Origin of the sequence: Pseudomonas cichorii (assembly GCF_018343775.1) — a bacterium.
In the GTDB taxonomy this organism is placed as follows: domain Bacteria; phylum Pseudomonadota; class Gammaproteobacteria; order Pseudomonadales; family Pseudomonadaceae; genus Aquipseudomonas; species Aquipseudomonas cichorii.
The window spans coordinates 5,523,161-5,536,351 of sequence record NZ_CP074349.1; the positions used below are offsets into that span (position 1 = coordinate 5,523,161).

5 protein-coding genes are annotated in these 13,191 nt (G+C 57.0%); 1 reads left to right on the top strand and 4 read right to left on the bottom strand.

Features of this window, described 5'->3' with window-relative positions; all coding sequences use genetic code 11:
- The first annotated feature begins 215 nt into the window (after nucleotides 1-215).
- Nucleotides 216-2,147 carry a M60 family metallopeptidase gene (locus KGD89_RS23870; RefSeq protein WP_025262243.1) on the top strand — a complete coding sequence of 644 codons (1,932 nt, stop codon included), beginning with the start codon at nucleotides 216-218 and terminating at the stop codon, nucleotides 2,145-2,147.
- 188 nt (nucleotides 2,148-2,335) lie between these two features.
- Here the strand turns inward: KGD89_RS23870 and KGD89_RS23875 are convergent, their stop codons facing one another.
- From KGD89_RS23875 to KGD89_RS23890, 4 genes are all read right to left on the bottom strand, one after another.
- Nucleotides 2,336-10,090, bottom strand: coding sequence for a calcium-binding protein (locus tag KGD89_RS23875; RefSeq protein WP_074569172.1), 7,755 nt, complete (start codon nucleotides 10,088-10,090; stop codon nucleotides 2,336-2,338).
- Between the two features lie 512 nt (nucleotides 10,091-10,602).
- Nucleotides 10,603-11,394, bottom strand: a complete 792-nt coding sequence (locus KGD89_RS23880; protein WP_025262245.1) for a hypothetical protein — start codon at nucleotides 11,392-11,394, stop codon at nucleotides 10,603-10,605.
- Nucleotides 11,395-11,479: 85 nt separating this feature from the next.
- Complete coding sequence (locus tag KGD89_RS23885) at nucleotides 11,480-12,433, bottom strand: aspartyl beta-hydroxylase (RefSeq protein ID WP_025262246.1); 954 nt, start codon at nucleotides 12,431-12,433, stop codon at nucleotides 11,480-11,482.
- A complete protein-coding gene (locus tag KGD89_RS23890) occupies nucleotides 12,421-13,176 on the bottom strand; it encodes an aspartyl/asparaginyl beta-hydroxylase domain-containing protein (protein ID WP_025262247.1) in 756 nt (251 codons plus the stop codon). Before KGD89_RS23890 ends, KGD89_RS23885 begins: the two co-directional genes overlap by 13 nt.
- Nucleotides 13,177-13,191: the final 15 nt, after the last annotated feature.

The window sequence follows — 13,191 nt, forward strand, 5'->3', positions numbered from 1 at the left end:
TCACCTTAGGAGCGAAGGGTGTGGAGCATCAATCAAGCTGGGAGCGGGATCGTTACGGTTGGAGTAATGAATGAGGATTTGGGCTGCTTTTCGCGAATGAATTCGCTCCTGCAGGCCCATAGTATTACCAAACGATATACCTGCACGCGCCCATTCAATGATGGACAAACTAAACTACATCCAATAAAGGGAGCACTATAAAAAGGAGCCAGACAATGAGCATGCCTTATGATCGAACCATACTATATAAAGCCACGCGCTTATACCTTCAATCCATTATCATCCTGTTGACATTCGTCACGGGCATCGCAGCCCATGCCGAAAACGACGCTATCTACGATGACAAAGAAGTATTAGTGCCTTCGGAATACCTCGATAGAAAGATCGACACTTCTCAACCCTCTACACAAGGTCTACTGAGCGAAGTCTTGCTGTGGCAATTACGGGCACAGGCAATATATGAAGGCGGAGAAGACACGTACAACATTCCCGTTCTCGAAGAACAAGAGAATGAAATGAGGCGCGTGGGAGGATGGCAGCATAGAAATATCTATATACCCACTCGTGTTTATCTGGCGGTCGGCGATGAGATAATTCTGGACGTCAAAGACTATCCCAGCCTGCTTACACACTGTTCCGCTCACACATTCGCTAACTTCGACAAGCCATACGGATCCTCGGCCACGAACAGCATGACCTTGAGAAAAAACTCGACTCAGGTTTACAAAGCAACCATTCCCGGCATGCTGATGCTTGCCTGTGTGGACGTCGGCAAGAACATGAACAATTGGAGCAGTTGGGGCCAATTTGTCAACATCAGCACCTCCCAGCCCCATGCAAACACATCGCTCTATCTCTTCGGAGTAACACCACCGAGCGACTGGCCTGCGATCGCAAAAAAACCTGACCCCTCAGGCCAGGTCTACCTGTTCAACGGCAGAACCGTGATGAACTTCCCAGCATCCGTAGCCTTGCAGCATGCCGATAAAGATATAGATGCCATGATGAAGGAGCACCTGATCATTACAACCCGCTATGATCAATTCAATGGTTTTACATGGCAGACCGATACGCCACTCGATGCTGTAGCCTTATCAATGTATCAGGCAAGCTTCAACCTATGCTGTATGTCTCATTATTACAACGGACTGGTCGGAATAAATTTTGGTGGAAACCGGGTAACCAGTCAGTGGGGCGACTGGCATGAATATGGTCATCAGAACCAACTGGCCTGGAAATGGAACCACCTTACAGAAATCAGCAACAACTTGTTCTCGCTGGAAGCTTGCCGAATGTTAACAGGCAATAAAGTAGCCAATTTTGATCGGTGTCACTCACGTTTCGGCGCCTATATAACCTCGGACCCAGAAGCGGTGGGACGATTTCTGGCCATGGACGGTTTACCTGAAGTCCCCGATAACCCTGCTGATAAAACGTTACTGATGCTCGCGCAACTTTATATCTCCTTCCCGGACTGGCATGCACAGTTCGCCAAGGATTTCCGGATGGCTTATGCACGTGGCGACAATGCCGATGACTTCTCGACAGAGCAGAAAAAGATCGACTGGTTTGTGATTAATAGCAGCAGGATAGTGGGCAAGGATTTGCGTGACTTCTTTGATAAATGGGGACTGACTTACAGCCCAGCGGCACGACAAGCCATCGCAGATTTCAACCTTCCAGCGCCTATCAAACCGTCCGTGCAGCACTCATTAGAATGGGCAATCCCTGCAAAAACAATGATTCAAGGAACGATATCCGTACCCGATCTGAAAAGCTTCGTTGGTCTTGTTGCTTATGGCAAAGAGGAAGGCCCCACATCGCTGCAACCGGTTGAGGGTGACTATACGAAACTGACAACGTGGGTTGTGGGCACACGGCGACAGCCTTACCCCCTTATCTTGCGCGGTACCCTCAGGCACGGAGAATGCCCAGAAGAATATCCTATGCATGCGTTAAGAGCCTGTCCTGGCAATGACCATAACGTCTATTGGAAACTGAGCTATGTGCCTTTAGACAATTTACTTACGCTGCCCGACGACCATTACGAAGGTGTACTCAGGCTGGGTATAAGGGCGGGTTCCGATTATAACTGGGGAGGAACCTTGACTGTTCCGATCAAGTTCAACGTCTCGAAGAGTCAATAACCTGAGTTTCGCGAATGAATTCGCTACGTGGTAATGCCGATCCATTAAGGTCATCAATCACTTTGTGGGAGGCAGTTGCTGGCGACTTCATTCGGCCCATGGCTTTTGAAAGGCATTGCACCTTCCATGTACTTCTCACACATCGAACCGACCCGCCATCAGGCGGGTCGGCTTTGAGGTCGATGTGCTTACTGCCAGTTGGCTGCAATCACCGAGGACAACTGCTCCTTGTAATTATCCGGCAACGTCAATTGGCCAGCCGCAGGCGGCGAGAATGCAGCCATGGCGTCCACCAGGCCCTGCACCTTACTGTCGAGCAGTGTCTTGCCATTACTGGTCTTGAACTGCTCCACATGAGTCGCCGCCCCCGAGTACCAATCCCTGATGACCAGCGCATCGGAGGTTCCGATGATGCTGACTTCCAGGTTGTTGGACACCTTGCGGAACCAGAGCTGATCGGTCGCGATACCGTCCATGAATCTGGCAACGTCGGTGTTGCCGCTGGTCGAATCGTTCTCGACCAGCGTATCGACGCCATAGCCACGCCCCAGGATATAGGTATCGTTGCCCGCCCCACCGGTCAGGGTGTCGGCGCCGCCGCGTCCGTCCAGCGTGTCGTTGCCGGCACCACCGCTGAGGCTGTTTGCCGCCGCGTTACCGGTCAGCACGTTGGCCAGGGCGTTGCCCGTGCCGTTGAGGGCCGAACTGCCGGTCAGCGTCAGGTTCTCCAGGTTGTTGCCCAGCGTCCAGGTCACGCTGGCTTCGACCGTGTCGGTTCCTTCGTTGGCGTTCTCGGTAATGACATCGCTGGTATTGTCGACCACGTAGGTATCGTTTCCGGCACCGCCGATGAGCCTGTCGGCACCACCCAGACCATCGAGGCGGTCGTTGCCCGCGCCACCGGTCAGGGTGTTGACGGCACTGTTGCCGATGAGGATGTTGTCCAGCGCGTTGCCCGTACCGTTGAGCGCCGAGGTACCGGTCAGGGTCAGGTTTTCGAGATTGGCGCCCAAGGTCCAGGTCAGGCTGGACTCGACCGTGTCGGTGCCCTCTCCCGCATTTTCGGTCAGCACATCGGAGGTTGAATCCACCACATAGGTATCGTCGCCCGTGCCGCCGCGCATCGTGTCGTTGCCGGCACCGCCGTTGAGCCGGTCATTGCCCGCATTGCCGATCAGGGTGTCGTTGCCGGCGCCACCGTTGAGGGTGTCGTTGCCCGAGCGCCCGGTCAGGGTGTCCGCTCCTGAAGTACCGGTCAGCGTCAGGTTCTGCACCGTAACGACGATGTCCAGAACGTCGGACGCGGTCAGGCCGCTCCGGTCTCTGGCCATCACTCTGACGCTGGTGGTGCCGACAGCCGTGCCCGGTGCCGTCCCGGTGAACTGGCGGGTGGAGGCATTGAAGGTCAGCCAGGAAGGCAAGGCGCTGCCATCTGCCAGCGTGGCGCTGTAGGTCAGGCTGTCGCCGCTGTCCGGATCGCTGAAGGCTCCGGCAGGCACGGTATAGGCCAAGGCAGTGCCTTCGGCCACGCTCTGGTCCGCAAGGGCGCTGACCACCGTGGGGGCCCGGTTGGGTTGCGACACGGTCAGGGTTGCGTAGGTACCGGCGGCATAACCGTAGTTGTCCGTGCCCCACAGGATGAACTGCAGGCTTCCCACATCAGAGGCCGAAGGCGTGCCGGACAGTGTCCGGGTCCTGGCATCGAATTTCAGCCAGGCAGGCACGTCGGAGCCGTCGCGCATTTTCACACTGTAGGTGATCGAGTCCCAGACATCGGGATCGGTGATGGTGTTTTCCGCGATGGTGTAGCTGAAGGCGGTGCCCTGGCTCGCCGTCAAGGTCGGCACGTTGGCGTTGACCACCGGCGACTTGTTGTTGGCAGCGCGGCTCACGACCTCCTGCAATCGGGCCTGATCCCAGACCACACCGTTGGCAAACTCCACCCGCTCGATCTTCCGGTCATAGGTCACACCGTTACTGACCGTATTGGCCGCGTAGTAACCCGACAGGGCGATCTGGTCGCTGCTGCCCTTGATCCTCATGAACAGATGCTCGCCCTGCTGGAAGGCCAGCACGTCGTTATCGCTGATGCCCGCACCGAAACGCAGCGTATCGACCGCCGTGATGGCATCGATATTGTCGAGGGTGTCTTGTCCGTCACCCAGGTTGAACACATAGACATCGTTACCGGCACCGCCAGAAAGGAAGTCATTGCCCAGCAAGCCCGCCAGAACGTTATCCCCGGCATTGCCCCACAACCCGTTGGCCAGTTCGTTACCGGTCAGGACCAGATTGGCCGCCCCATCGGAGGCCATGCGTTCGATATTGGCACCGAGCGTATAGCTGACCGTGGTGCGAATGAAATCATCCCCTTCATTCGCCAGTTCGATCACCTGATCGTTGGCGTTATCGACCGCGTAATAGTCGTCGCCCGCACCGCCGAGCATGACATCCGCGCCCTGCCCACCGATCAGCGAATCGTTGCCGGTGCCGCCTTCCAGACGGTCGCTGCCGATACTGCCGTCGAGGTAGTCCGCACCGTCGCCGCCCACCAGCAGGTCATTGCCCGCCTGGCCCCAGATCTGGTCATCGCCGGCACCGCCATAGATGCGGTCATCCTGATTGCGGTAACCCATCAGCGTGTCGTTACCGATGGTTCCCACGGTAATGGCACGTGCCTCGACATCGTTGCCGCTGAGCACGGAGCCATCGGCGAACTCCAGGCGTTCCAGCTTGAAGTGTTCGCTCGGCTCCTGATACCAGTTCTGTACGGTAATGGCGTCAGTGCCGTTGCTGTGGCTGATGAGCAGGTCGTTGCCGGTCCGGGTGAAACTCAGGTTCTGGACGCTGATGCCTTCACCGAAACGCAAGGTGTCAAAGGACGGAGCGATGTTGCTGTAGGCCTGCCCGGCACGCCGCTCGACCAGCAAGTCGCGGCCATCGCCGAGATTGAAGAGGTAGGTATCGTCGCCGAAGGCGCCATAAAGACTGTCGTCCCCGGTGCCGCCGGAAAGAATGTTCGCGTTGCGAATCCACGGATTGCTGTAGGCCTCAAGAACGTCATTGCCCGCACCACCGGACAAGGTGTCGCTGCCCTGACCACGGAGGATGTCCTGGCCATCGCCACCCAGCAATTCGCCACTGCCTTCAAGCAGGTCGTCCCCGCTGCCGCCATCGAGCAGACCGTACCCCTGAAGGGTATCGTTGCCAGCACCGCCCGACAGAGTGTCCAGGCCGCTACCGCCGATCAGCAGATCGTCGCCATTGTCACCATTCAGGGTGTCGTTGCCTGAACTGCCATAGAGCGTGTCATTGCCGTCGCCGCCGTTCACCACGTCATTGCCGTCTCCGGCGTCGACGTAATCGTTGCCTGCGCCCGCCGCGATCACGTCATCGTCAGCATGGCCTAGAATGGCATCGTCTTTTTCGCTGCCTTCGATTGCCTTGAGGCGGATGGCCTCGACATCCCAGGTCGTAGCGTTGTCGAAGACGAACTGTGCGACCGCGGTCGCTCCAGGCTGGCCGGCCTGATAAGAGAACTGACCCTGGATGCGAAGCCGGTCGCCAGTGAGCGGGTTGACGACCAGAAGGTCCATGCCTTCGCGGCGTAGCAGCAGATCGGTCGGGGCTACACCGCTGAAATGCACGCTATCGCCGCCGACGCTGTTGAAAATGGTGTCGTCGCCCCAGCCAGCGGCGAATAAATACTGGTCATTGCCGTCGCCACCGTCCAGGTTGTCATTACCGCTGCCACCTGTGAGCACGTCGTCACCCAGGCCACCCAGCAGAATGTCGTTGCCGCTGCCACCCAGCAACGTGTCGTCGCCATCACCGCCATCGAGGTAATCGTTCCCCTCACCGCCATCGACGCGGTCGTTGCCGGCAAAGGCATACACCTCATCGTTGCCGCCGCGCGCTTCGATCTGATCGTCGCCGGAGTAGGCATAGATCAGGTCGGCGACTTCCGTGCCCTCCAGCGTCAGTTGATGCAGTTGTGTCGGGCTGATGACGGCCACCAACCCATCGCCATAGTGCAGGTGAATACCGCCGGACGGTATTTCGTTGCTGAAGAAGTCAGCGAGAGACAGCAAATCCTGTGGGCTGTCCGGGAAGGAGACATCCAGACTCGTGCCTTTGCGACGGAACACCAGGGTTTCCAGAGGCAAGTCGGACAGGTAAATGGTGACCACATTTTCGTAGGCATCCATGATGATGTCCTGACCACCACCGCGGGCAAACAGGTAGCTGTTGGTGCCGCTGCCGCCGTCGAGACGGTCGTTGCCCTCACCGCCCGCCAGGAAGTCGTCTCCGGCACCTCCGTACAGATTATCGTTGCCGGCTCCGCCCTGAAGCGTGTCGCGGCCAGCCCCGCCATCGAGAATGTCGTCTCCAGCCCCGCCGATCAGGGTGTCGTCACCGACGTCCCCATTTATCCAGTCGTTGCCGTCGCCACCATCCAGCAGGTCGTTACCTTCACCGCCGTACAGGTTGTCGTTGCCAGCCTCGCCGGACAGACTGTCGTTCCCGACACCGCCATCGAGATAGTCCTGCCCGTCACCACCGAACAGGGTGTCGTTGCCGCCGTACCCGGCGATAAAGTCGTCACCGCCCAGACCATTCAGTACATCATTCGTGGCGTAGCCCACCAGTTCATCGTTACCGGCGCTGGCCTCCAGTACCTTGCGCTTGATGTCGGCAATGCCCCAGAGCGTACCGTCCTGGAAGACGATTTCATCGACTGCCGTGCCATTGCCCGCTTCGGCGACGAAATAGCCGTTCAGACGAATGCTGTCATTGGCTGAGGTGGACAGCAGGAGGTCATCACCTGCCCGCCTGGCGATAACCGATGCAGGCGCGATACTGGCTCCAAACATCAGTCGGTCACGCTTGACCTCGGTCGCATCGGCAACGTTGTCGATGACATCATGGCCATAGCCTGCCTCGAATATGTAAGTGTCACTGCCGCGGCCTCCGATCAAGGTATCGTCGCCAATGCCGCCGGTCAGCACATCATCGCCGTCGTCCCCCATCAGCACATCACTGCCAGCCCCACCGGACAGTTGATCGTTACCACCCAGACCATGGATGTTGTCATTGCCGGCCAGCGCGTCGATGGTGTCGCTGGCAGCCGTGCCGAACACCAGATCATCCCCTTGAGTGAGGGCGTTGGCGGTCAACAGCGCCAGTATCTGTTGCTGATTCAGACTGGTTCCGTCAGCCAGGCGGATAAACTCGATGGCACCGAAATCCAGCGAACCATCAAAATTGAAGAAGTTATCGATCTGCAATGAACCTGCATCACTGCCATCGGCATTCCTGACATGAATCCAGACCGTCGTGACATTGCGCGAGAACACCAGATCGCTCTGGGCAATACCGTCGGCAAAGACGATCTGATCCAGGCCTCCCCGATCCAGAATGACGTCGTTGCCATGCCCACGGGCGAAGTGATAGCTGTCATCGCCCCCATTGCCATAAAGCCGATCATCTCCTCCAAGGCCGTAGAAGAGAGTGCCATAGCTCATGCCGTAGAGCGTATTGTTACCGGCTGTGCCTATGAAGCTGGAAAAATCAAAGAAGGCTGCCAAATCGGGGTTGAATGCCGCAATGGTTTCAAAAGCAGCATCGCGCTGGGTCCGGTAAGCAGGGGAATAGGTCCCAAGATCAGTAAGAACTTTAATGACGCCACGGATGCGATCATCCTGCCCGTTGGCAAGCAACACATTCAGCTTGTCCTTTAACGTATTCCAGTCGACAGAAATACTGTGGGCGTCAGAGCCGAAGGCCGTGCGGATAATGTCCAGCTCACTGGCATACTCGGTCTGTGCCAGAATCTGCGCCGCCGTGAAACGCTTGAACTCAAGATACTCGGCCACAAGGATGGGGGCGGCCTGGCCATGCGGATTAGGATCGCGCTCTCCCCAGCACCATAGTCCCATGTAGGCATGACCCACCAACTTCTCCAGAGTGACAAGCTGACGCGCATCCATCACATGCGAATAGATTTTCTGGGGGTCGCGGCTGTAAGGGTCGACATCTTCTGTCCCCGCCCAACGATAGATCAGGTTATCCAGTAACTGGTCGCGACTGTCCGCGTCGGTAGCGGATACGTACTGAGCGAGCAGCGTCTTCAGTTCAGGGTCGAGCACCATGGCCTGATGCAAATCTTGCACCTTGCCAAACCCCTTGGCGTTGGCCAGGAAATAGACATCGTCAGTGAGCGCGATGTCCCCGCTGTTGACGCGTTTGGAGGCGTCAACCTTGAACCAGACATCCGCCGCGGTCGACGCCATACCGTTGGCCAACACAATGGTGCTGACCTGACGATGCTCATGTCCGTGGGCATCGACATGGCTTGAGTCGGTGTAGCCTGTACTGATCGACACCACGCCAGCATCGGTCAGGCTTTGTAGCTCTCCGGCATCACTGGTGCCGTTGCCGTTGAGATCGCGCCAGACCTGCAGCGTGGCATAGGAGGCGTCCTGGGCATTGACCATGCCGTCGCCATTGCTGTCGTACTCGGCCAGCGCCTGATAACCATTCTGGGCCGTCTGGCCATTGTTCAGCAGGCTGTGGTTGCCGAACAACTCACTACCGTTGCTGATACGGCCGTCGCCATTGCGATCATGCACCAGCAGACCGTCGTCGGGGCTGACCCAGCCAGCCATCTCGCTCAGGCCGTCGCTATCGAGATCGAAATAGCTGGCACCGACCGCGAGCGTTTCAATGCCGTCGCCGTCAAGGTCGAGAACAATGGGGGAAGTACGACTTTCGGCATCGTCAGTCTCGGGAGCTTCTTCCTCTTCCTCCTCTTCGTCCTCCAGTTCCAGAGCAATGCCGAGGTCATAGTTCTGGAATGCATTGACGATCAGGCTGCCATTGATGGTCAGGGTGCCGTTCTTGAGCACATAGGTATTGCCGCCACCGTAATAGGTGTCTTCAGGATCGTCCTCTTTGCGTTTGCCGCCGGTGAGTCGCCGATTCTCCAGATAGACTGAGCCCTTGCCGTCCGAGTCGAAGATCACATCGTGAGACTGCGCCTTGTAGATATCAAAACCCGTGCCGCCGTTCAGCGTATCGGAGTCGGAACTGCCTCTGTCGCCGCTTTCACTGCCTTGCAGGATATCGTTGCCTTCTCCGCCTTCCAGCAGGTCGCTGCCATATCCGCCAATGAGTGTGTCGTTCCCGGCGCCGCCATCAATCGTATCGTCGCCTGCATTACCGGAAATGTAATCGTTACCGCCTTCGCCTCGCAGAACGTTACTTCCCGAGTTTCCCAGGATCCGGTTGTCGAGGTCATTGCCTGTTCCATCGACGCTGGCAGTCCCGGTCAGCTCCAGATTTTCAAACTCATCGGCCAGCTTGAACGCGATACTGGACTTGACGGTATCAGTGCCCTCACCCGCCTTCTCGACAACCGTGTCACCTTCGTCATCGACGACATAGGTATCGTTTCCCGATCCGCCGACCATACGATCGGCACCCTTGCGAGCATCGAGTTGATCGTTGCCGTCGCCACCATAAAGTTCATCGTTGGAGTAATTCGTACCATAAAGGGTGTCGTTGCCGTTCCCGGCAATGACCGCAGCACCTTTGTTGATAATCAACTCGGTGACGTTCTTCAGCGCATAAGGATCAATGACACCATTGTTGTTGGTGTCCCGACCGTCATAGACGACATAGCGCCCGTCACTGTCTTCATAGGTAATGATATCGTCAGCCACCAGCCGCCCAAGAAGAGCGGTGAACTGGGCGACAAACCAGGGAGCACCGGTACCCAGCAACAATTTATTTTCGAGGACAATCCGTTCTTTCTCACGACTGGCGGCCTCCAGCGAAGCCCAGTCGGCACTGGTCAGATTCAGTCTGTTGACGACGGTGCCGGTGAACTCTATCGGTACTGTCCGGCCAATACCGGAAGGGTCGATATCCTCTCGGGTCAAGTAGTTGGTCACTTGGGCAAGCGGCCCGCCGCCTACATAATCGAAGTTGTCGTTTGCAGGCTCGACATAAATATTGGAAATGGAACGTGAACCGTCCTCGCCGACATAAAACACGGCATCGGCATTGATTTGATAACCCCCGGTACCGAATACATAAGCACGTTCTGCATAATCGCTTTCATCGACTCCACGGGTATAGCCACTGACCGCCAGGATGCGTTCACCCTGCGCAATGCCATACAAGTCCAGAAGTTCAGCAGTGGTATAGACACCCGGCGGCAGTTTTTTATCGCCATAATCGTCACTGGCGAGGAACCTGCGAACAATCCTGAACTCTTCGATGCCCACGAAACGTCCCGCTCCGGTGGTCATGTACTCGTTCATATCGACGTAGACGGGATCGCCTTCGGCATCTTTGGGACGAATCAGCTTTTCGTCCTTGAGATTGCCAGGCGGCGTATCCTGATTGAAAAGGTATCTCGATACAATTTGTTGACTGGTCGGCATGCTCATCATTTATCCCCTGAGTTGATTCTTTTTATGTGGCGTGTTCCTGTTCCACTGTCGCTTTCTTCCGTCAGCACAGCTCCGCACCCCGATGAAACAGCCAGGGAAGTGTGAGTGGCAAACCCTCTGGAAATAGACGCCAAGGTACTGTTCCAGGCCAACTCTTTAATATGCTGGTAACGCTCTTCGGTTTGACTGTATTTGTCAGTCCCGCAGCATTCGATCGTGACGAAGGTAGAGGTCACCTTGTAGAAGTGACTTCTGAAGCCTCTTACCCTGTCGTACACACTCAACTGATCACGTAGCAGAGGTGAATCCTTGACCCGCACAACATCCCGGGAAAAGGTAAACGTCGACGAGCCACCCCGATGGTCGAAATAGCTCACCAACACAAACGGCGGGCGAGGATAATCCACTGCAACCTCTTCCCTGAGCGGCGCGATGGTTTTTATTTCAAAGTTTTCTACAAAAGACTTTCCATTGTTTTTTGCAGCCTGAATGATCCGGACAAGATCATACTTGCCATTGTCTTCAACAAGCCCTGTCTTTAAAAAATCATTACCGTCGTGTTTTTTGTAACTATAACTATTATCCACTTCCAGTCTGACCAGACTCTCCAGAAACCGCTGCCGATGCTCTTCATCACTGAGCATCCTTCCCTCTGCCAGGCAAAGAACAGCATCGCTCCAGACCCACTGATAAACAGAGAAACCGCCCGGTACTGCAACGAGCAGGCATACGACGGCCACGACGATGAATCTTAAGTCTTTCCACAGTGTTCTTTTGCGCGCAGCCATACCTGTATTTCCCGTTGAAAATCCACAGCCATGCCGGGGAAGAAGGATCCCTGGTCAATTCCGAATAGGTGTAGCGTTAGCTGGCTTATGCTGGCCTGCAGGAGCGGCGCTCACTCCTTGAGACTTCAAGTGCGTCGTAGGACGCTCTTGTACGGTATTCAACCCGCTCCCTGAGCCGTTCGGTTGCTTCGCGTTGCTTGTCCTGGCTGTCGGCGACAAACGCCTGAGCGGGCTGTTTGGCGTGTCGGCCTGCGGCTGAAAGCGCCTTGTTGCGTTGGGGCGTATCAAGGCCGAAGAAGTCTGCCAGATAGCCGTCCATCACGCCGGGTAATTCACGGTAATTCAGTGGCAGGCCATTGAGGGCACGGCAGTGTTCCAGGCCAAGCTCGAGCGTTCTGCCCAGTCGCTGGGCGATATAGTCTTCACGGGAATCATCCTGACTTTCACCATCCAGTGAGCTGCGGCCAATGAGATCGGGCACCATGTGCATGCCTGCACGGCGGATGTGGGAGACGGCAATTTCCAGCGGTTCCCGGTACACGAACATCCACGGCACTTGAGGAAAGCACTCGCGCAGCAGCGGCAGTTCGCCGATGTTCCACGCGTCCAGTTTGATCACCAGTTTCTGCTCGGTGCCGCGACGAGTCTGGCCATAAGCGGCGAGCAGCCCACGCAAGGCTGCCTTACGCACGGCGGGATCAAGCGCGCCTCGTAGCAGCGCATCGAGTGGCGGTGGTTCGGAAATCACTATCGCTTCATCGAGTTGGGCCAGCATCTGGCCGATCAGGGTCGAGCCGCAACGCGAGGCGTGATAAACGAACGCAGTGGGTTCAATGGCAGGCAGTTTCCATTCACACAGCACGGCAAGGGATGTTTCACGACGGAACGCCTGGTTGAAAGGCAGGCGCAGCGCTTCGTCCACGGCATCGCGAAAGAAAGGTTGATCGAGCTTGCGGTCACCAAACCAGCACCAGTCCACCCGCCATGCTTCAGCTTCCTGCCAGATGCGGATGGGCAGCCAGTCTTTCAGGCTGTCCATTGTCGGTTCCATTGATTGCGCCCCTGACGCATCGCGGCGCGTATGTCTTCACGACCGAAATGCAGGCCGCGCTCGGCACCCAGCGCCAGGGTACGGGTGATGAAAGCCTCGCTGTCCGGTTCGTCCTGCAAGATGCGACACAACCGGGAATCGCACTCCAGCAAGGCCCTGAACTGTGCAAAGGCTTCAACTGCACGGCCTTGGCCAGCAGGTGGGGTTGTGGATAAACCGGCTTCGATCTTCTGTTCAAGCCAGGCATTGGGGCGGCAGTCGAGCACCAGATGAACACGCTCTTGCTGCCCCCAGTTATCGACGCTGTGGGGGCGGGCCAGATCGAGAAACCAGCACTCGCCCGCATTCATCGGGATACGCTGGCGGTCCAGCATGAAGTCCACGTCCGGCGAGCTGAGCAAGGGGATGTGCAGACGACGATCAGCCTTTGGACCACCGAGGTCGTAGTCGCGGTGTTCGTGGATTCGGCTACCCGGCCCGAGACGCAGTAAGCGGGCGCTGCGAATATCCAGCGGCAGGTCGCGCAGGGCAGTAGCCCAACGGTCGTCGGTTCGCCATGGATCTCGGGAGATGGGTTCGCCTGCACCTGAGGACAATTCGGTCAGGGCATCAACAGCGGAAATCAGCGCGACACCGGACCACTGCCCTTCGTAGTAACCGGCATTGAAATGCGCGGCCCAGGCCGTATCGGCAATACGCGAGAGCGCCTGTAACAGCAGAGGCAAATCCACTGTTACAGGCAGGCG

Bases quoted from the DNA above. Each gene is read 5' to 3' on its own strand.
- KGD89_RS23870 (WP_025262243.1), top strand. From the start codon at position 216: ATGAGCATGCCTTATGATCGAACCATACTATATAAAGCCACGCGCTTA.
- KGD89_RS23880 (WP_025262245.1), bottom strand. From the start codon at position 11,394: ATGGCTGCGCGCAAAAGAACACTGTGGAAAGACTTAAGATTCATCGTC.
- KGD89_RS23885 (WP_025262246.1), bottom strand. From the start codon at position 12,433: ATGGACAGCCTGAAAGACTGGCTGCCCATCCGCATCTGGCAGGAAGCT.